Below are 19,303 nucleotides of genomic sequence, written 5' to 3'. Positions count from 1 at the left end.
GCGCTGCGGCCGGCGGTCGAGAGCCGCCCCTACCTCGGTATACCGGCAGACCTCGACTTTGGTTGGTGTCCGGGAAGCCGGTCGGGTTTCTAGCATGGGTGGGTGAGTGCTGCCGTCGTACCCGATCATCCCTGGCTGTTGCCGGGCGCGCTGACGCCCGAGGCGAGGGCGTCCCGGCGGACGCCCCGGGACTGGCTGGTCGACACGGTGGCCTTCCTGCTCGCCGTCGGCTGGGCGCTGCTGGCGTTCGCCGACGCGATGTCGAGCAGGCCGCAGTTCTCCCACAACGCCGGCCCGTCCTGGCTGATCGGGGTGGACCTGGCGGGGGGTCTGGTCTACTGCGCGGCCCTGTGGCTGCGCCGCCGCTGGCCGGTCGGGCTGGCGGTGGCCGGGCTGCCGCTGGCCCTGTTCTCGGTGACCGCCGGGGTGGCGATGCTGGTGGTGGTGTTCACCGTGCTGGTCCACCGGCCGCTGCCGATCGGTGCGGCGCTGGTCGGGTTCCACCTGTCGGTCATTCCGCTCTACAGCGTCGTCCGTCCCGACCCGTCGCTGCCCTACTGGGCGACGGTGGCCTGGACGATGATGTTCGTCGGGATCGTGGTGGCCTGGGCGTTGTTCGTCCGGGCCCGCCGGCAGCTGGTGCTGTCGCTGCGCGACCGCGCCCACCGGGCCGAGGCCGAGCAGCAGCTCCGCGTCGAACAGGCCCGGCAGCTCGAACGCACCCGGATCGCCCGGGAGATGCACGACGTGCTGGCGCATCGGATCTCGCTGCTCAGCCTGCACGCCGGGGCGTTGGAGTTCCGCCCGGACGCGCCGCCGCAGGAGGTGGCCCGGGCCGCCGGGGTGATCCGGGGCAGCGCGCACGCCGCGCTCCAGGACCTGCGTGAGGTGATCGGGGTGCTCCGCGCCGACACCTCCGGCGGCGACAGCGCACCGGAACGCCCCCAGCCCACCCTCGCCGACGTGCCCGCCCTGGTCGCCGAGTCGCGGGCGGCCGGGGTGCGGGTCACCCTGGTCGACGAGGTGACCCGGCCGGCGGAGGTGCCGACGGCGGTGGGCCGCAGCGCGTACCGGATCGTGCAGGAGGGGCTGACCAACGCGCGCAAGCACGCCCCGGGCGCGGCGGTCGCCGTCCGGTTGGCCGGCGGGCCGGGGCGGGAGCTGGCGGTCCAGATCCGCAACCCGTGGCCGGTGGGCGGCGCGCCCGGGCCGGCGTTGCCGGGTGCCGGGACCGGGCTGGTCGGCATCGCCGAGCGGGTCACCCTGGCCGGTGGCCGGCTGACGCACGGTCGGGACGACGCGACCGGCGACTTCCGGCTGGCCGCCCGACTGCCGTGGCCGGCATGAGCCGCCCGGCCGGACCGGACCCCGCCGACCGGCGGGGGCGGGCCGGGTGGCCGGGATGAGCGGCGGCGATCCCGACGCCCCGGTGCGGGTGCTGATCGTCGACGACGACGCGCTGGTCCGCGCCGGGCTGTCGATGATCCTCGGTGGGGTGCCGGACCTGCGGGTGGTGGGGGAGGCGACCGACGGCGACGAGGTGCCGGCCGCCGTGGCCCGGTGCGCGCCCGACGTGGTGCTGATGGACATCCGGATGCCCCGGGTCGACGGGCTGACCGCCACCGAGGCGCTGCGGGCGTCGCCGCACCCGCCGGAGGTGCTGGTGCTGACCACCTTCGACGCCGACGAGCAGGTGCTGCGGGCGTTGCGGGCCGGTGCGGGCGGCTTCCTGCTCAAGGACACCCCGCCCGCGGAGATCGTCCGGGCGGTGCGGCGGGTGGCGGCCGGCGAGGCGACCCTGTCACCGACGGTGACCCGGCAGCTGATCAGCCACCTGACCGACGGGTCGACGGCGGGCCCGGACCCGCGCCGGGACCGGGCGCTGCGGCTGCTGGCCGGGCTCACCGAGCGGGAGCGGGAGGTGGCGGTGGCGCTCGGTCACGGCCGGAGCAATGCGGAGATCTCGGCGGAGCTGTTCATGAGCGTGGCGACGGTGAAGGCGTACGTGTCACGGCTGCTGACCAAGTTGGCGCTGAACAACCGGGTCCAGGTGGCGCTGCTGGTCCACGACGCGGGCCTGGTCTGAGGCGGGTGCCGCTGCTGGCGGTCGTCCCGGCCGGCGCGGTGGTCGATGGTGTGCGGGTGTTGACGCCGGAGGATCTGCTCACCGCCTGGGGGGATTGAACCGCCGCCGGTCACCGCCCGTACCACTGGCCGAGGATGCGTTGCGGCGATTCGGCTGCAATCGCTGCCGAGCTGCGGGAGGCCTGCCGTGCGAGTTGGTGAGCAGTCGACGGACCCCATCGATCAGGTTCTGGGCGAGGTGCCGGTGCCCGCCTCGTTGACACCCGAGGACGTCCGGCTCGCGGTGCGAGCGGTCGTGGTGCACGCCGCCGAGGAGTGGCCCAACGGGCCGCTGTGCCGCAACGACGGGTCGTCGTACCCGTGCCGGTTGCACCGTTGGGGGCGGCGGGTGCTGGAGAACCACGGGTTGAACGACCGGCAGATCGACGCGCTGATCCGGCACGGTAACCCGTTCGTGCACGTGCCGTTCCCGTTCACCTACACCACCCCCCGGCCCGGTACGACGCCCGCCCGGCCCGCCCCGGCCACCGGCTACCCGGCGCGGGGCCAGGTGGTTCGGCCGGGCACGTCCGGGGGGCGGCCCACCGCCACCGGGATGCGGCCAGGGATGCGCGCCGGTGTCCCCGGCCGGCCGGTGGCGCCCCCCGCCGCCGCGCCGCGCTGGCCCCGGGCGAGCTGAGCGGGGGCACCCCCCGCCGGTTCCCCGGTGCGGTGCCGGCCCGGCCCCGATGATCCCGTGGGGCCGGGCCGGTGTCCACGCCGGTCGGTCAGCGGCTGACGCCGCAGTCCGGGGCTGCCCAGCTGGTGCGGTTCGTCGACTTGTCGTAGTTGTTCTCCCGCCGGGAGTCCACGTGGACGTGGTCGTCGTGACCGGCGTAGCCGGGGCCGTAGATGCCGCTGAAGCCGTGGTCGCGGGAGGCGCGGGCGACCTCGCACAGTGACCTGCTCGCCGAGGTCAGGTCGGCGGCGTTGCCGTAGAGGTGCTGGCTGTCCGAGGCTCCGCCGACCTTCTTGTTGCAGCTGGAGTCGCGGAAGCCGCTGGTGACGTTGAGCGGCTTGTCACCCAGGCCGCGCCGGAGCGCCTCCAGTTTCCACATGGTGCGTACCGCGCTGGCCTTGGTGTCGGCGGCGGAGAGCGGCCCGCCGCTCCACCCGCCCTTGCCGCAGCCGCCGTCCAGCTCCCGGTAGCTGAAGTGGGCCGGCGTGCAGTCGTTGTCCTGCAACTGGTAGAGCTTGTTGAAGGTCTGCTTGCCGGCGATGCCGTCGCTGCGCAGCCCGTACGCGCTCTGGAAGCGCTTGACCGCGGCGGCGGTCTCGGGGCCGAAGTCCCCGTCGATCCGGACGATCCCGCCGCGGCTGGTCCATCCGGCCACCCGGATCTGCAGCTGGCGGACATCGTTGCCGGAGAGCCCTTGGTAGAGGTCGCGTTTCCAGGTGTAACAGCCGTCGGCGTGGGCCGCTGGCGCGGCGGCCACCGTGGCGATCGCGGCACCCGGCAGGGCCAGGGCGAACGCGACGAGTGCCCGCTTCACAGTGTTCCTGCGCACAGAAGTCCTCCCGATCGAGACGTGGATGGGGTGGTGACGCAGGGCATCGCCCAGGACGTCCTGCAACTTCCACAGTGACAGCTCGCCGAGGGATTCGCGGCAATAGAGAAGAATTGTCCGCAGCGGCGGCGATAGCTGGATGTTGTCTGTGAATTGCCGCCAATGGTGATTCGGTCAGGCCGGGCCAGTAAGTGACACAACGGGCCGGAATTCCCGGTCGACGGCCTGTCCCGCCGGGCGGGGCGAACCGGCCGCGAGGGTGATGGGGCCCGTCGGCCCCGACCCGGTAACGTCGTGCGGGCCGGCGGGGTCGGGGGAGGTGGACGTGGCGCGGGGCGGGGTCTTCTGTGTCGAGGGGCAGTGGCACCGCGACCTCAACGAGCGCGGGTCCGTGCTGCCCACCCTCGACCTGCTCGAGCGACTCGGCCGGATCCGCTACATCCACAAGGACGCCGCCACCCGCGACGAGCTGTTCTACTTCCTCGACCGCTGGTTGCTCAAGCAGTACGCCGACCACCGGGTCGGTTTCTTCGCCATGCACGGTGAGCCCAGCCGGCTCTGCCTCACCGACTGGGACTCCGTCGAGCTGTCCGACGTCGCCGAGCGGATGGCCGGGCGGGGCGAGGGCCGGCGGCTCTACTTCGGCAGCTGCTCGGTGCTGCGCGCCTCCGACGCCACGCTGCGCGATTTCCTCGACGTCACCGGGGCGGCCCTGATCTGCGGCTTCACCCGCGAAGTCGACTGGGTCGAGTCGGCCGCCTTCGAGACGGTGCTGCTCGACGTGCTCGCCAACGGCCAGCGGCACAACGCCGCCGAGCTGCGGATGGGCTCGGCGCACTGGGCGCCGCTCGCGGCGTACCTCGGTTTCCGGGTGATCTACGCCAACGGCCGCGCCTGGCGGCCCCCGGCCCGGCCCCGGGTGCCCGCCCAGCCCGCGCCGGGCCGGGCCGCCGGCCGGTCCGGCTGACACCGGCCGCCCCGCCGGCCGGCGGGCCTGGTAGAACCGGGGCATGGCACGCAGCGTCGCAACCAACACCCGGGTCGACCGGGACGCCCTGATCGAGTTCGTCCGCCCCCGGCACCGGATTCTGCTGATGACCACCCGGGCCGACGGCCGCCCGCAGTCCTCGCCGGTCGCCGGCGGGGTCGACGCCGCCGGCCGGCTGGTCATCTCCAGCTACCCGCAGCGCGCCAAGGTCGCCAACATCCGCCGTGACCCCCGGGTCTCCGCCTGCGTGCTCTCCGACGACTGGGACGGCCCCTGGGTGCAGGTCGACGGGGTGGCCGAGGTCCTCGACCTGCCCGACGCGCTGGAGCCGCTGGTGGAGTACTTCCGCAGCATCTCCGGGGAGCACCCGGACTGGGACGAGTACCGGGCGGCCATGGTGGCGCAGGGCAAGTCGCTGATCCGGGTCACCGTCGAAAGGTGGGGCCCGATCGCCACCGGCGGCTTCCCGCCCCAACTGGCCGACTGACCACCGGGGTACGGCCGGTCCCCCGCCCCGATCCCGGGCCGGTGCGGGCTCAGCCGACCAGGGCGGCGTAGACGAGCTGGCGCAGCTGGGAGCGCAGCGGGTAGGTGCTCGACGGCATGAGCTGGGTGAACAGCAGGGCGGTGAGCTCCTCGGCCGGGTCGACCCAGAACGCGGTGCTGGCCAGCCCACCCCAGTAGTACTCGCCGACGCTGCTCGGCACCTTGGCCGGCACCGGGTCCTGCACCACGGCGAAGCCCAGCCCGAAGCCGATGCCGTCCAGCACCGTCTCGGCGAACCCCCGCGGCTCCAGCGAGGCCAGGTCGCCGCCGCCGGGCAGGTGGTTGCGGGTCATGTAGCGCACCGTCCGGGGGCCGAGCAGCCGTACGCCGTCCAGCTCGCCGCCGCGCAGCAGCAACTGGGTGAACCGGTGGTAGTCGGCGGCCGTGGAGACCAGCCCACCGCCGCCGGACAGGCACTCCGGGCGGGCCGACGCGGCAGCCCCGAGCGCGTCGGCGCGGACCACCCGGCCGGTGCCGGGATGCGGGGTGTAGAGGGCGGCGAGCCGCCCGGCGTCCGCCGGGTCGACCCAGAAACCGGTGTCGGTCATGCCCAGCGGGGTGAGGATCCGGTCGGCGAAGAACTCGGCCAGGCTCTGCCCGGAGACCACCTCGACGAGCCGACCGAGCACGTCGGTGGAGACCCCGTAGTTCCAGCCGGTGCCGGGCTGGAACAGCAGCGGCAGCTTCGCCATCCCGGCGCTCGCGCCGGCCAGGTCCAGCCCCGGCGGGACACCGAGGTCGTAGCCGGCGGCCCGGTAGATCGCGTCCACCACGGAGGTGTGCGCGAAGCCGTAGGTCAGCCCGGAGGTGTGGGTGAGCAGGTGCCAGACCCGGATCGGCTCGACCGCCGGCACGGTGTACGCCTTGAGCGCCGAACCCTTGTCGAAGACCCGGACGTCGGCGAACTCCGGCAGCCAGCGGCTGATCGGGTCGGTCAGCTCGAACCGGCCCTCCTCCCACAGCATCATCGCCGCGACCGAGGTGACCGGCTTGGTCATCGAGTAGATCCGCCAGATGGTGTCCGGGTCGACCGGGGTGCCCGCCTCCACGTCGCGCAGCCCGTACACCGAACAGTGGGCGATCTCGCCGCGCCGGGTGACCACCACCTGCCAGCCGGCCAGCCGCCCGTCGTCGACGTACCGGCCGAAGTGCTCGTCGATCCGGGCCAGCCGGGCCGGGTCGAAGCCGATGCGGGCCGGGTCGGTGCTGCGTGCCACGTTCACGCCGCCGAACCTACTAGCCGGTACGCGCCGGGTGGAAGATTCGCCGGTGGTGTCGGTGCTCGCACCTATGGTGGACCGATGCCGCAGGCCACCGAGGACGAGACGTTCCGCCGCACCGACTGGTACGCCGAGGAGTTCGTCGACCGGCACTTCGTGCGCTGTGTCTTCGCCGACGTCGACCTGACCGAGGCGGTCAGCCGGGGCGCCTCGTTCACCGAGTGCTCCTTCGGCGGGGTGTCGTTCAACGCCTCCCGGCATACCGACTCGGCCTTCGTCCGCTGCGGGTTCCGCCGGTGCAACCTGTTCGAGGCCGAGTTCACCGGCTGCAAGCTGGTCGGCAGCACGTTCGACCAGTGTGAGCTGCGTCCGCTGCGGGTGTCGGGTGGGGACTGGTCGTTCGTCGCGCTGCCCGGCGCCGACCTGCGTGGCGCGCGGTTCAGCGACGTACGGATGCGGGAGGCCGACCTGAGCGGGGCGAACCTGACCGGCGCGACGCTGGCCCGGGTGGACCTCTCGGCCGCCCAGTGGCACGGTGTGCGGCTCGGCGGAGCCGACCTGCGGGGTAGTGACCTCACCGCGCTGGATCCGACGGCGGTGGAGCGGGCGGGGGCGGTGATCGACCCGGAGCAGGCGATGGCCCTGGCCCTGGCGCTGGGGTTCGAGATTCGTTGACCGGCCCGCAGGCCTGGTGGATCTTCCTGGCATCATGGCCTTGAGCTGGGATTTCGACAATGGATAGGAAACTTTCCTTCAACCCCAGTTGGTAACAAACTGGAAACGCCCACCCGCTGGCATATGGCGCACTCCGGCCTTGAAATGAAAACGTGAGAGCGCTCACGTCGCGACCGCACCCCCTCCCCGACCGGTCGCGGGCGTCGGGCTGGGGAGTGGGACACACGTGGACGACCAAGAGACCTGGCGGATCGGGCCGGGCCCGACGACCCGCAGCGCGCAGCGGCGGGAGGCCCGTCGCCGGCAACGTCGCCGCTGGGCGATCGGGGCGGTGGCCGCCCTGGCCTGCCTCGCCGTGCTAGTGACCTACCTGGGGCCGGCAGCCGACCCGACCGGGCAGGACGCGGGGCCGGCGGCCGGCACGCCCACCCCGGCCGGTTACCCGACCGGGGTGGCGGGGCTGGGTGACCCGGCCGAGACCGGGATCGCCGCGCCCGGGTTGCAGCCCCGGGAACGGACCCCGTCACCGACCGTTCCGCCGTCGCCCACGGTCGTCCCGGCGGCGTCGTCGCCGGCCGCGCCGACGGTCAGCGTCTCCCGGACCGAGGTGCCCGCCGAGGTGGACCTGACCGGGCTGGGCACCCGGGACTGGGTCCACTGGGGGCTCAACCGGCCGGAGACCCTGGTCCGTCGCAGCGGTGGCACCGGGGAGATCCGGGACGAGGGCGGCCGGGGCGCGCGTGACCGGTACGACACCAACCCCGAACTGTTCGGCTGGCGCGACGGCACGCCGGTGCCGGCCGTCGGCGCCACCGGCACCGGCGTGTTCGTCTGCGGGGTCGGCAACGGCTTCGCGCTGTCCGTGCCGGCCAGCGGCGAGCCGCGCACGGTGCACCTCTTCGCCGGGATCTGGATGGCCCGGGGCCGGCTGGACGTGCGGCTGTCCACCGGCGGCCCGACCCGCACCCTGCGGTTGGAGGACCCGCACACCACCCACACCACCCAGTTCGTCATCCGGTTCCGCGCCCCGCAGGGCGCGAAGCTGCTGATCCGGTGGACCGTCGAGGGGACCTTCAACAGCAGTTGCGGCAACGTCAACCTCCAGGCGGCGGCGGTCCGTTGAGTCGTTCCGTGCCGGGCGGGTCGCTGCCGGGATAGCGTGGCCGGGTCGATGCCCACGAGCTAGCCGGAGGCACAGATGCCGACCAACGAGCAGGTGGTGGACAGCCCCGAGGGCTGGGTCGCCGACCACATCCGCCGGTACGTCGCGACCGGCGGTGTCGAGGGGCACGAGTGGCAGCCGGGCGTCTTCACGCTGCTGCTGACCACCCGCGGCCGGCGCAGCGGCAAGCTGCGTCGCACCGCCCTCATCTACGGCCGCGACGGCGCGGACTACCTGGTCGTCGCCTCCCAGGGCGGTGCGCCGCAGCACCCCTCCTGGTACCTCAACCTGCTCGACGACCCCGAGGCCGAGGTGCAGGTCGGCGGGGAGACGTTCGCCGTCCGGGCGCGCACCGCCGAGCCGGCGGAACGGGCGACGATGTGGCCGGCGATGACCGCCATCTGGCCCGCCTACGACGAGTACCAGAGCCGGACCGACCGGGAGATCCCGGTGGTGGTGCTGCACCGGCGGTGACCGGCCGCAGCCCGGGTGCCGGGCGGCTCAGCACCCGGCGGTGGCCCGGGTGCCGGGCGGCTCAGCAGACGGCCGGCTTGACCCAGGAGCACTCCCCGCCCCCGGGTGCCGGTGGCGCCTCCGGGGCGGCCGGCGGTGCCACCCGGGCGGTGCCGCCGTCCGCCGCCCGGTGGGAGGCCAGGGCGATGGCGATTTGGTCCTCCAACTCCCGGACCGACGAGGTGAGGTGGTTGTTGAACACCACCGAGAACGCCAGCACCCGCCCGTCGGCGTCGGTGGCGTAGCCGGAGAGCCCGGACACCCCGGTCAGGCTGCCGGTCTTGGCGTGCACGTTGTCCGCCGCCGCCGTGCCGCGCATCCGGCTGCGCAGGGTGCCACCGACCAGGCGGTCGGCGTTACCGGCGATCGGCAGCGCCGCGTACCAGGTGTCGAACCAGGGTTCCCGGCGTACGGCGGCGAGCAGGGCGACGAACTCGCCGGCCGGGACCAGGTTGCGCCGGGACAGCCCGGAGCCGTCGAGTTGGCGCAGCACGCCGGTGTCCACTCCGTTGTCGGCGACGTACTCGCTGATCGCCGTGAGCCCCGCAGGCCAGCTGCCGGTGCCGGAGACGACCCGCCCCATCTCCTTGGTCAGCACCTCGGCGTGGCCGTTGTTGGACAGCTTGAGGAAGGGCACCAGCAGGTCGGCCAGGGGCATCGAGTCGTGCCGGGCCACCGGTACCGCGTCCGCCGGGGTGGCCCGGCCGAGCACGGTCCGGCCGAGCACCCGGACCCCGTGCCGGCGCAGCGCGTCGCGGAAGACGGCGGCGGCGTACCCGGTGGGCTCCCAGACGCTGAGCCAGTCGCTGGTCGGCACGGCGTCGACGGCGATCCGACCGGTGACCACGATGGTGTTGCCGCCGTGCGTCCGGGCGAACGACAGCGTCGTCCCGCCGTCGGCGACCGTCTCGGCCCGGTTGTCGATCCGCAGGTAGCCGTTGGGCGGGGTCATGGTGACCATCGGCCGCGCCCCCACCGTGCCCGCCGGGGCGGCCCGCACGATGACGTTGCCCGCGTCGTAGTCGGTGTCCGGCGCCACGGTCAACGCGGAGACCTGAGCCGCGTAGTAGGACGACTCGTCGTCCCAGGCCCAGTCCGGGCCGAGCCGGCTGTCGTCGTAACGGGTGTCGTCGGCCACCAGGTGACCGGTCACCATCCGTACCCCGTCGGCGGCGACCCGGGCGGCCAGCGCGTCGTAGTCGGCGGCCAGCATCGTCGGGTCGCCGCCGCCGCGCAGGTAGAGGTCGCCGGAGAGCAGCCCGGCCCGCCGCCGCCCGGCGGTGAGCACATCGGTGCTGAACCGGTGCCCGGGGCCGAGCAGCGCCAGGGCCGCCGTGGAGGTCAGCAGCTTGGTGTTGGAGGCGGGCACCAGCCGGCGGTCGCCGTCGCGGTCGTAGAGGGTCCGGCCGGTGGTGGTGTCCACCACGACCACCCCGGCCTGCGCGCCGTCGAGCCGGGGGTCGGCGAGGACGGCGTCGATGGTGGCGCGCAACCGGGCGTCCGCCGGGGAGGGTGACTCGGCGGTGGCCGGGAGCGCACCGGCGGTGGCCACGGTGGCGGCCAGCGCCACCGACGCGAGCGTCCGGGGAAAGAGACGACGATGCATGCGCTGACGCTGCCACGAAGATTTCCGTCAGGCAAGCCTCGACACCGTAGGTTTTCTTCCGTCTCCGGCCGGTCCCGGACCGGTCGGCCCGGACCGGTCAGCCGGGCTGCGGCGCGGCCGGACCGGGTGCCTCGGGTCCGCGCCGCAGCCGCGGGCTCCGCCGGAGCACCAGCGGGGCGACCAGAGCGGCCAGCGCCCCGCCGAGCAGCGGGAAGACGAAGAACACCCACAGTTGCCGCAGCGCCGTGCCGCCCTCGAACAGGGCCGGGCCGAACGACCGGGCCGGGTTGACCGAGGTGCCGTCCAGGGTGATCCCCACCAGGAGCACCGCCGTCAGCGCCAGGCCGATCGCCAGGCCGGCGAAACCGGCATGCTCGACCCGGCTGGTCACCACCAGCACCACCAGCACGAACAGGAAGGTCAGGATGGTCTCCAGCACCGCCGTGCCGCCGCGGTTGATGTGCACGCCGTAGCCGTTGGTGCCCAACACCCCCGTCTGGTCCGCCACCCCGCCCCAGCGGACCAGCGCCCAGATGACGAAGCCGCCCGCCGCGGCCCCCACGAACTGCGCGACGGCGTAGGCGACCGCGCCGACCACGGAGATCTTGCCGGAGAGCAGCACCCCCAGCGTCACCGCCGGATTGAGGTGTGCACCGGAGAGCGGTCCGAGCGCGTACACCAGCGCCACCACGACGAGCCCGAAGGCCAGCGCCACGACCACCACCCCGCCCTCGACCCGGGCGAAGACCGCGCTGCCCACCCCGACGAAGACCAGCAGCAGGGTGCCGAGCAGTTCGGCGGCGTACCGTCGGGCAGCGTCCATGCGCTCAGGGTAGGAAGGATCGGCGGGCCGGGGAGCGGAAACGGGGATGTCGGCGGAGCCCTCGACAGACCCCGCTCTATTTGACGAACCCCCGGGCAACGGGCACCGTGGGTGAGGAGGGGCCGCGGGAAGCCGCCCCGGATCGCCCGGCGGGCACCGATTCGCCGCAGGAAGCGCGCATCTGCCGCCGCGCGAGGTTCCGATCCCGAGAATCCCGAGGAGTCCCATCATGCTCACCATGACCGACAACGCCGTGCTCGTGATCCGTGACCTCGCGGCCCAGCAGGACGTCGCCCAGGACGGCGGGCTGCGGATCGCCGCCGACGTCGAGGCCGGGGCGCTCACCATCGAACTGGTGCCCGTGCCGGCCCAGGGAGACCAGATCGTCGACACCGAGGGGGCCCGCATCTTCCTCGACTCCGAGGCCGCCGAGCTGCTCAACGACACCTCGGTGGACGCCTCCGTCGACGACGAGGGTGTGGTGCAGTTCGGCTTCACCGAGCAGGCGTGACCTGATCAGCGGGTCCACCGGTGCTCGCCGCCGCGGTGCGGGCGGGTGAAGCCGTCCTCGCCGCCCGGGGGCGGACCCGGACGACGCCGGTCGACCGGGCCGGTCAACGCCGCCAGGACGTGCGCCAGGTGGTGCGACGTGCTCCACGCCGTCCAGTTGACCGGTGATCCCGCCCCGGTCACCCGGCGGGCACGGCGCAGCAACTCCTGGTCGCCCCAGGAGAAGCCCGCCCCGGCGGGCGGCCAGTGCGGGGCGGCGACCAGTGCCCGGCACAGGTCGGCGAAGCGTTCGTCGCCCCGGCCACCCCGCCGCGACCAGCGGTAGATCCACCACCCGTCGTCGGCGGTGTACCGCACGGTGGGCAGCCGGTCGCCCGGCTCCACGTCGCCGGGCTCCACGTCGCCGGGCGGGGCCGGGGCCACCCCGTAGTCGCCGTAGCCCACGCCCAGGTCGGTCAGCCGACGCCCGAACTGCCAGTCCCACCGGTCCACCCGGACCGGTTCGTCGGTGCCCAACCGGGACAGCGACGGGGGCATCCCACCGGCCGCCACGGTCACCGTGCGCCAGGCGTGCCGGCAGGCCCAGTCCACCAGCCGCCGCACCCGGGGCTCGGCCGTCCGCAGATCCGCCGCACAGCACACGTCACCGGCATCGACCAGCAGGTCGCACTGCTCCGGGAGCAACCCGGTGCGCCGCCACACCCGCTCCACTGCGGAGGTGGTCGCGTCCGGCCCGGCCCGGTCCCGGCCGACGCGGAGCCGGACCACCGCCCCCCGGGCGTACGCGCGGCACGCCGTGCCGTGCGCGGCCAACCGCCGGTCACCACAGCTCAAACCGATCACCGGGAGCACCGGTACGCCCCACCGGGCCAGCTCGGCGTCCGGCCCGTCGGGCAGCGCGCAGACGTCGACGGCCGGCACCAGACCGGCGGGCAGCCGGCCCAGCAGCTCGGGCAGGCCGCTGTCGGCGGGGGAGACGTGCAGGACCGGAGCTACCAGGGGAGCCGCGGCGCTGTCCAGGTGCACCAGCGCCTCCAGCTCACCGCGTCTGCTGGTGAGGATGGGGCGGTAGACCGGTTCCGCCACCCGACCTCCGGGGGCGGGCACCATACCTCAATTTACCGATTCGAGCGCCACCGGCACAGAGGTGAACGGAAATCAGCGGTGGGTCCATGTCGGGCATTGACAGCGGTGGGTGCCGATGGTGGCATGGACGGGCGGTACGCCGGGCGTGGAAGGGCATCCGAGACCAACGTCCCCCCATGCTGTCCTGGAAGGCGTACCCCCATGAGATCGTCGCGTCACCGCGCCCGCCCGTTCGCGGCGTCGACCCTCGTCGCCGCGCTGCTGCTGGCCGTTCCGCTGCCCGCCCGGGCCGTCGCGGTACCCGAGCCGACCACCCCGGTCACCGGCAACGCCACCCACTTCGACGCCCTCGGCGCCCCGTACGGCGGCTGCGGACTGCCCCAGTCGGAGCTGGACGCGCCGGACTTCGTCGCGCTCAACGCCTACGACCTGCCCGGCGACTACTCGTCGTACCCGATCCGGCCGATCCCGGCGAGTCAGGCGGCGAAGATCGGGCTGTGGAACAACGGCCTCAACTGTGGTCGCTTCGTCCGGGTCACGATCGGCGACTACTGCACCGGCGTCAACGACGGCGCGCCCGGCCAGCCGTTCTGCCGCAACGGCGGGTGGACCACGGACGCCTACAACGGGGCGACGCTGACCATGGTGGTGGCGGACAGCTGCGGCGACGGCAACGCCTGGTGCCGGGACGATCCCTACCACCTGGACCTCTCCACCGCCTCGCTCAACCGGTTCGTCCGGAACGGGACACCGGTGGGCGACATGAACCCCACCCACTGGAACAACCGGCACGTCTCCTGGTCGTTCGTGCCCGCGCCGAACTACTCCGGCGACATCCGGATCGGCTTCATGAAGGGTGCCCAGCGCTACTGGCCGGCGATCGCCGTCTCGCACCTGGCCAACGGCATCCACGGGGTGGAGTACCTGGCCGGTGGAGTGTGGACCGCTGCCGCCATGAACGGCGACATGGGGCAGTCCTACGTGATCGGGGCGACCGCCTCAGGCGGCACCGACTTCCAGATCCGGGTCCGCGACGCGGCCGGCGCACTGGTCAACAACGGTCGGGTCTACCGGTTCGCCCTGCCCGCGTCCTGCGGCGGGACGTGCTCGGCGGCGTACACCCGGGTCGACTACACCACCTCGGACGGCCCCACCCCCACCCCCACCCCGACTCCGACCGCGACCCCCACGCCGACTCCGACTCCGACTCCGACCGCGACCCCGACCGGTACGCCGACCCCGACGCCGACCGGTACGCCGACGCCCGCGCCGATGACCGGTTGCTCGGCCGGCTACCGGGTGACCGGCTCCTGGTCGGGTGGCTTCCAGGCCGAGGTGACCGTCCGGAACGTCGGGGCCGGGGCACTGACCGGCTGGACCAACGCGCTCACCTTCGCCGGCACGCAGCAGGTCGCCTCGTCCTGGAACGCCACGGTCAGCCAGTCCGGTCGGCAGGTCACCGCGACCAACGCCGCCCACAACGGGAGCCTGGCCCCCGGCGCGACGACCAGTTGGGGGCTGGTCGTCACCGGTGACAACCAGCCGCCGACGGTGCTCACCTGCGCGGTCCGCTGAGCCTCTGGCGGTCCGGCACCCCCGGTCCGCTGAGCCCCTGTCGTCCCGGCACCCCGGTCCGCTGAGCCCCTGTCGTCCCGGCACCCCGGTCCGCTGAGACCCCGTCGGCCCGGCACCCCACCGGTGCCGGGCCGGTCGCGGGTCAGTCGTCGCCCGGGTCGTCGCCCGGCCCGGGGTGGTCGCCGCCGGGCGGGGCGAGCCGTACCCCGACCCCGCGCACGGTGTGCAGGTAGCGGGGTTGCTGGGCGCTCTCCCCGAGCTTGCGACGCAGCCAGGACAGGTGCACGTCGACGGTCTTGTCCGCCCCGCCGTAGGGGATCCGCCAGACCTCGGTGAGCAGCTCCCGCTTGGTCACCACCGCGCCGGGCCGGGTGGCGAGGTGGTGCAGCAGGTCGAACTCGCGCGGGGTCAGCTCCACCGGTACGTCGTCCAGGGCGACCTGCCGGGCGCGCGGGTCGATCCGCAGCCCGCCGACCACCAGCACCGGGTCGTCGTCGGGCCGGTCGGGTCCGCCCCGACGCAGCACCGCCCGGACCCGGGCGTCGAGCTGGGCGGCGGTGAACGGCTTGACCACGTAGTCGTCGGCCCCGGCGTCGAGCAGCCGGACGATCTCCCGCTCGTCGTCGCGGGCGGTGGCCACGATCACCGGGACCGCGCTGACCGCGCGCAGCATCCGCAGCAGTTCACCGCCGTCCAGGTCGGGCAGCCCGAGGTCGAGCACGACGAGGTCGGGTCGTTCGTCGAGGGTGTGCCGCAACCCCTCCATGGCGGTCGACGCGGCCGCCACCGCGTGCCCCCGCTCACGCAGCGCCCGGACCAGCGGGGTGCGGATGGTCAGGTCGTCCTCGACGAGCAGCAGGCGGGCCACCCCCGCAGGGTAGTCCCGGGCAACGGTCCGACCCCGGAGACGGGCGCACGGCGCCGCACGACCATCGGCCGTCCGTCGCCGCGCTCCGACCGTCTCCCACCACCGCAGCCATTCGGCGGTACGCCAGCGGGGACCTGGTTCGACCGGTGCGTCGCCGCGCCGGCCCGGAGTGCTCGTTGCCCGTTTCGGCGACCTGCAAACCCCCGCGGGGTGGGGAATTCCACCATCCGCACGACCCGGCGTGATCCGCTGCCGTTACGGGTATGAGCGGGACATGGAACATTTCACGATCGCGACGGTCGCCGAGAAGAGCCCGGACTTCCGCCGGGTGCTCTGGACCGGCGAGCAGACCCAATTGGTGATCATGACGATCCCGGCCGGTGGTGAGATCGGCGAGGAGGTCCACGACGGGATCGACCAGATCCTGACCTTCGTCAGCGGCACCGGTGAGGCCCGGGTCGGCGGGGAGACCCGGGCGGTCGCCCAGGGCGACCTGGTGGTGGTGCCGGCGGGGACGAAGCACAACTTCGTCAACACCGGCCCCAACCCGCTGGTCCTCTACACCGTCTACGGCCCGCCGGAGCACGCCGACCAGGCGGTGCACCGGACCAAGGAGGAGGCCGACGCGGCGGAGGCCGCCGGCCGGGACGAACCGCCGACCTCCTGAACCCCACCGTCGGCGGGCACGCCGGTCCCGGGGCCGACCCCCGTCCCACGCCCCGCGCGTGGGCGGGGGTCCTCCTGCCCCGGACCCAACCGTCGGGGATGCGTCCCGTCCGCAGGGGGTCGGGCGTCACCCCACCGGCACGCCGGAGACGTCCACCGTCTCCGGGTACTTCAGCCCCGACCCGGTGTTCAGCACCACCACCCGCTCGCCGGCCCGGATCCAGCCACCGGCCCGCAGGTGCCGGGCGGCGGTCAGGCAGGCCGCCCCCTCCGGGCAGAGCAGCAACCCCTCCCGGGCGGCGAAGTCCCGCAGGTCGGCCAGGATCTCCGCGTCGTCGACGGCGAGCGCCGTCCCGCTGCTCTCCCGCAGCGCGGTCAGGATCAGCTCGTCGCCCAGCGGGGCCGGCACGGTGATCCCGAACGCCACCGTGTGCGCGTCGACCCACGGCCGGACCCGGTCCTCACCGGCGGCGAACGCCCGGACGACCGGCGCGCAGCCGGTGGACTGCACGGCCACCAGCCGGGGCAGCTTGTCGCCCACCCAGCCCAGCGTCCGCAGCTCGTGCATCGCCTTGTGGATGCCGATCAGGCCGACCCCGCCACCGGTCGGATAGATGATCACGTCGGGCACCTGCCAGCCGAGCTGCTCGACGATCTCGTACCCCATCGTCTTCTTGCCCTCCAGCCGGTACGGCTCGCGCAGCGTGCCGGCGTCGAAGACCGTGCCGTCCGAGCCGGCGACCAGCTCGGCCACCCAGCGCCCGGCGTCGCCGATCAACCCGTCCACCAGGTGCAGGTCGGCCCCGGCGGCCACGCACTCCCGGCGGCAGATGGTCGGGGCGTCCACCGGCATCGCAATGGTCGAGGCCAGGCCGGCCCGGGTCGCGTACGTCGCCCAGGCGGCTCCGGCGTTGCCGTTGGTCGGCATGGCGATCCGCCGGACCCCCAGCTCCCGCGCCCGGCTCACCCCGACGGCCGCCCCCCGCGCCTTGAACGACCCGGTGGGGGTCAGCCCCTCGTCCTTGACGATCAGGTCTCCGACGCCGATCTCCCGGCCGTACGCCGACGCCCGCCACAGCGGCGTCCACCCCTCGCCCAACGTGGTGACGTGCCGCTCGTCGGCGACCGGCAGCAGCTCCCGGTAGCGCCACAGGTCGGCCGGGCGCAGCCCGAACCGCTCGGGGGTCACCGCGGCGGCCACCGCGGTCAGGTCGTAGCGGGCCAGCAGCGGTGAACCGCAGTCACACAGGTTGGTGAGCCGGCCCGCGTCGTGTTCCCGGTCGCAGCGGGGGCACTCCAGGTGGGTCAGGTACACGATGCTCCTCGACGTCGGACCGGTCGATGCTCGGCACACCGGCATTCTCCGGCAATCGGCCCGGGTTCGCCGCTCGCCCGGCATGTCCGGTCCGATCACGGGTAGAACGGTCGGCATGGACCTCGACCAACCCACCGTCGGTCTCCCCGGCGACGTACGCATGCCGCTGCTCGGGTTCGGCACCTGGCAGGCGACCGGCCGGGCCGGGTACGACGCCGTGCTGGCCGCCCTGGCCGCCGGTTACCGGCACCTCGACACCGCCACCATGTACGGCAACGAGGAGGAGGTGGGCCGGGCGGTCAGGGACAGCGGGCTGCGCCGGGAGGACGTCTTCGTCACCACCAAGCTGCCGCCCGACCGGGTCGGCCGGGAACGGGAGACGATCGAGGCGAGCCTGCGGGCGCTGGGCACCGACCACGTCGACCTCTGGCTGATCCACTGGCCGCCGTCGTCGCCGTCGGACAGCATCCCGGTCTGGCGTGAGCTGCTGGCCGCCCGGGACGAGAACCTCACCCGGGCGGTGGGGGTGAGCAACTACGCCACCGGCCAGCTCGACGAGCTGATCCAGGCGACCGGGGAGACTCCGGCGGTCAACCAGATCAGGTGGAGCCCGTCGCTGTACGACCGGCGGCGGCACACCGAGCACCGGGACCGGGGGATCGTGCTGGAGGGCTACAGCCCGTTCAAGGCCAGCGACCTGGACGACCCGGTGCTGACCCGGATCGCCGCCGCGCACGACGTGTCCCCGGCACAGGTGGTGCTCCGGTGGCACGTCGACCACGAGATCGTGGTGATCCCCAAGTCGGTCACCCCGGAACGGATCCGCGCCAACGCCGACATCTGGAACTTCTCGCTGACCGCCGAGGAGCTGCGCGACATCGACGCCCTGGGCGGCTGACCGCAGCGGGGATGTCGGGACGGGGTGCGGGGGGCGTGACCTGTCGGTCACGCCCCCCGCGTGGTGGTGGGTGGTGGGTCTCAGGCGCGGGCGCAGGCCACGCCGTTGAGGGAGAAGCTGGTCGGCGCGGAGTACGTGCCGTTCAGGCTGCCCTGGTAGCCGAAGGTCGCGCTGCCGCCGGGGGAGAGGGTGCCGTTGTGGGCGGCGTTGCGGGCGGTCACCGCGGACCCGCTCTGGGTGACACTGGCGTTCCAGGAGCTGGTGACCTGCTGCCCGCTGGGCAGGTTGTAGGTCAGGGTCCAGCCGTTGATGGTGCCCGAACCCCGGTTGGTGACCGTCACGTCGGCGGTGAAGCCGTTGTTCCACGAGTTCGACGTGTACTTCACCGCGCAGCCGCCGCCGGTGGGCGGGGGCGTGGTCGGCGGGGCGGTGGTGGGCGGCGGGGTGCCGCCGGTGTTGACGGTCTGGGAGAAGTTGGTGACGGCCAGCCCGGCGCCGCCCTGCCACGGCTCGAAGCCGGCCTGGATGCTGGTCAGGTACCAGTCGTTGGTGATCGCCCCGCGGTTACGGGTGTCGGCGATGAAGTCCAGCACGTTGAAGCTCATGCCCTGGATGGCCGAGGGTGCGACGTACGAGATGACGTTGTTGCCGCCGTTGTTGCCGCGCCACACCTCCCAGCTGCGGCCCGCGATGTTCGTGTTGCCCACCGGCGAGCCGATCGGCTGGATGCTGCCCTGCCGGTTGAACCAGATCATGATCTCCATCGCGTTGACGCCGTCCCGCTTGGGCGACGGGTCGAGCCAGATGTCGTAGGCGGCGTCGTAGATCGCGCCACCGACGTAGTTGAAGGAGATGCTGCCCGGGGCGCTGCTGATCGACTTCACCTGGGCCGGCAGGTTGGTGCCCGGCGAGCAGTTGGTGTAGTGGCAACCGACGAAGATCGACGGGTACGACACCGGTGCGCCGTTGGTCGGTGCGGAGCCCTGCTGGCTGGTGATGCTGAAGCCGCTGCCGGTGACGTTGATGCACTGCTGGGCGGTGGTGCCCCAGCGGTTGTTCTGGACCACGTACCTGCCGCCGATGACGGTCGAGCCGTACTGCTCGCAGATCTGGGTGTCGGCGGAGGCGGTGCCGCCGAAGGCGACGGCGACGATCGAACCGACGGCCAGGAGGCCGGCGGCGGCGAGTGCCCGCAATGGACGCTTCATGATGCTCCTTGG

At 73.5% G+C, this 19,303-nt stretch carries 20 protein-coding genes; 12 read left to right on the top strand and 8 right to left on the bottom strand.

Annotated features, from left to right (window positions below):
* Positions 1-102 precede the first annotated feature (102 nt).
* From GA0070623_RS12650 to GA0070623_RS12640, 3 genes are all read left to right on the top strand, one after another.
* Entirely contained in the window at positions 103-1,347 is a 1,245-nt protein-coding gene (locus GA0070623_RS12650; RefSeq protein ID WP_067313239.1) for a sensor histidine kinase, read from the top strand.
* A 55-nt stretch (positions 1,348-1,402) separates the two neighbouring features.
* Entirely contained in the window at positions 1,403-2,086 is a 684-nt protein-coding gene (locus GA0070623_RS12645; protein ID WP_067313237.1) for a response regulator, read from the top strand.
* 186 nt (positions 2,087-2,272) lie between these two features.
* Positions 2,273-2,764, top strand: a complete 492-nt coding sequence (locus GA0070623_RS12640; RefSeq protein ID WP_067313235.1) for a hypothetical protein — start codon at positions 2,273-2,275, stop codon at positions 2,762-2,764.
* Positions 2,765-2,852: 88 nt separating this feature from the next.
* Here the strand turns inward: GA0070623_RS12640 and GA0070623_RS12635 are convergent, their stop codons facing one another.
* On the bottom strand, positions 2,853-3,632 hold the full coding sequence (locus tag GA0070623_RS12635; protein ID WP_067313233.1) for a D-Ala-D-Ala carboxypeptidase family metallohydrolase: 780 nt from the start codon (positions 3,630-3,632) through the stop codon (positions 2,853-2,855).
* 325 nt (positions 3,633-3,957) lie between these two features.
* On the opposite strand from GA0070623_RS12635, the gene GA0070623_RS12630 reads away from it, so the two are divergent.
* Together GA0070623_RS12630 and GA0070623_RS12625 are read left to right on the top strand one after the other, a co-directional pair.
* The gene (locus GA0070623_RS12630) at positions 3,958-4,599 is read left to right on the top strand and encodes a DUF6642 family protein (RefSeq protein WP_089004308.1); all 642 of its coding nucleotides are present in this window, start codon (positions 3,958-3,960) and stop codon (positions 4,597-4,599) included.
* A 43-nt stretch (positions 4,600-4,642) separates the two neighbouring features.
* Entirely contained in the window at positions 4,643-5,107 is a 465-nt protein-coding gene (locus GA0070623_RS12625) for a PPOX class F420-dependent oxidoreductase (RefSeq protein ID WP_089004022.1), read from the top strand.
* A gap of 49 nt (positions 5,108-5,156) precedes the next feature.
* Here the strand turns inward: GA0070623_RS12625 and GA0070623_RS12620 are convergent, their stop codons facing one another.
* Positions 5,157-6,389 (bottom strand): serine hydrolase domain-containing protein, encoded by a 1,233-nt coding sequence (locus GA0070623_RS12620; protein WP_067312719.1) that lies wholly within the window; start codon positions 6,387-6,389, stop codon positions 5,157-5,159.
* Positions 6,390-6,467: 78 nt separating this feature from the next.
* Between GA0070623_RS12620 and GA0070623_RS12615 the strand changes: the two genes are divergently transcribed.
* The 3 genes from GA0070623_RS12615 to GA0070623_RS12605 all read left to right on the top strand — a co-directional run bounded on the left by GA0070623_RS12615 (position 6,468) and on the right by GA0070623_RS12605 (position 8,697).
* Positions 6,468-7,061, top strand: coding sequence for a pentapeptide repeat-containing protein (locus GA0070623_RS12615; RefSeq protein ID WP_067312722.1), 594 nt, complete (start codon positions 6,468-6,470; stop codon positions 7,059-7,061).
* A gap of 226 nt (positions 7,062-7,287) precedes the next feature.
* Positions 7,288-8,184, top strand: coding sequence for a hypothetical protein (locus GA0070623_RS12610; RefSeq protein WP_197700068.1), 897 nt, complete (start codon positions 7,288-7,290; stop codon positions 8,182-8,184).
* Between the two features lie 75 nt (positions 8,185-8,259).
* Positions 8,260-8,697, top strand: a complete 438-nt coding sequence (locus tag GA0070623_RS12605) for a nitroreductase family deazaflavin-dependent oxidoreductase (protein ID WP_067312724.1) — start codon at positions 8,260-8,262, stop codon at positions 8,695-8,697.
* A gap of 61 nt (positions 8,698-8,758) precedes the next feature.
* Here GA0070623_RS12605 and dacB read toward each other — a convergent pair whose 3' ends face one another.
* A complete protein-coding gene (gene dacB / locus GA0070623_RS12600) occupies positions 8,759-10,342 on the bottom strand; it encodes a D-alanyl-D-alanine carboxypeptidase/D-alanyl-D-alanine endopeptidase (RefSeq protein ID WP_067312726.1) in 1,584 nt (527 codons plus the stop codon).
* Positions 10,343-10,439: 97 nt separating this feature from the next.
* Entirely contained in the window at positions 10,440-11,165 is a 726-nt protein-coding gene (locus GA0070623_RS12595; RefSeq protein ID WP_067312728.1) for an MIP/aquaporin family protein, read from the bottom strand.
* Positions 11,166-11,394: 229 nt separating this feature from the next.
* On the opposite strand from GA0070623_RS12595, the gene GA0070623_RS12590 reads away from it, so the two are divergent.
* On the top strand, positions 11,395-11,676 hold the full coding sequence (locus GA0070623_RS12590) for a HesB/IscA family protein (protein ID WP_067312730.1): 282 nt from the start codon (positions 11,395-11,397) through the stop codon (positions 11,674-11,676).
* A gap of 5 nt (positions 11,677-11,681) precedes the next feature.
* On the opposite strand, the gene GA0070623_RS12585 is transcribed toward GA0070623_RS12590, so the two are convergent.
* Positions 11,682-12,761, bottom strand: coding sequence for a beta family protein (locus GA0070623_RS12585; RefSeq protein ID WP_407937980.1), 1,080 nt, complete (start codon positions 12,759-12,761; stop codon positions 11,682-11,684).
* Positions 12,762-12,962: 201 nt separating this feature from the next.
* Here GA0070623_RS12585 and GA0070623_RS12580 point away from each other — a divergent pair, with 201 nt between their 5' ends.
* Entirely contained in the window at positions 12,963-14,336 is a 1,374-nt protein-coding gene (locus tag GA0070623_RS12580) for a cellulose binding domain-containing protein (protein ID WP_067312734.1), read from the top strand.
* 142 nt (positions 14,337-14,478) lie between these two features.
* Here the strand turns inward: GA0070623_RS12580 and GA0070623_RS12575 are convergent, their stop codons facing one another.
* Complete coding sequence (locus tag GA0070623_RS12575; RefSeq protein WP_067312736.1) at positions 14,479-15,204, bottom strand: response regulator transcription factor; 726 nt, start codon at positions 15,202-15,204, stop codon at positions 14,479-14,481.
* Positions 15,205-15,478: 274 nt separating this feature from the next.
* Between GA0070623_RS12575 and GA0070623_RS12570 the strand changes: the two genes are divergently transcribed.
* Positions 15,479-15,871, top strand: coding sequence for a cupin domain-containing protein (locus tag GA0070623_RS12570; protein ID WP_067312738.1), 393 nt, complete (start codon positions 15,479-15,481; stop codon positions 15,869-15,871).
* 126 nt (positions 15,872-15,997) lie between these two features.
* Here GA0070623_RS12570 and GA0070623_RS12565 read toward each other — a convergent pair whose 3' ends face one another.
* Complete coding sequence (locus tag GA0070623_RS12565; RefSeq protein ID WP_067312740.1) at positions 15,998-17,185, bottom strand: threonine synthase; 1,188 nt, start codon at positions 17,183-17,185, stop codon at positions 15,998-16,000.
* Positions 17,186-17,300: 115 nt separating this feature from the next.
* Here GA0070623_RS12565 and GA0070623_RS12560 point away from each other — a divergent pair, with 115 nt between their 5' ends.
* Entirely contained in the window at positions 17,301-18,083 is a 783-nt protein-coding gene (locus tag GA0070623_RS12560; RefSeq protein ID WP_067312742.1) for an aldo/keto reductase, read from the top strand.
* Positions 18,084-18,163: 80 nt separating this feature from the next.
* On the opposite strand, the gene GA0070623_RS12555 is transcribed toward GA0070623_RS12560, so the two are convergent.
* Complete coding sequence (locus GA0070623_RS12555; RefSeq protein ID WP_067312745.1) at positions 18,164-19,291, bottom strand: GH12 family glycosyl hydrolase domain-containing protein; 1,128 nt, start codon at positions 19,289-19,291, stop codon at positions 18,164-18,166.
* Positions 19,292-19,303: the final 12 nt, after the last annotated feature.

This window comes from Micromonospora rifamycinica, from assembly GCF_900090265.1.
In the GTDB taxonomy this organism is placed as follows: domain Bacteria; phylum Actinomycetota; class Actinomycetes; order Mycobacteriales; family Micromonosporaceae; genus Micromonospora; species Micromonospora rifamycinica.
This window is presented reverse-complemented; position numbering and strand designations above follow the sequence as displayed.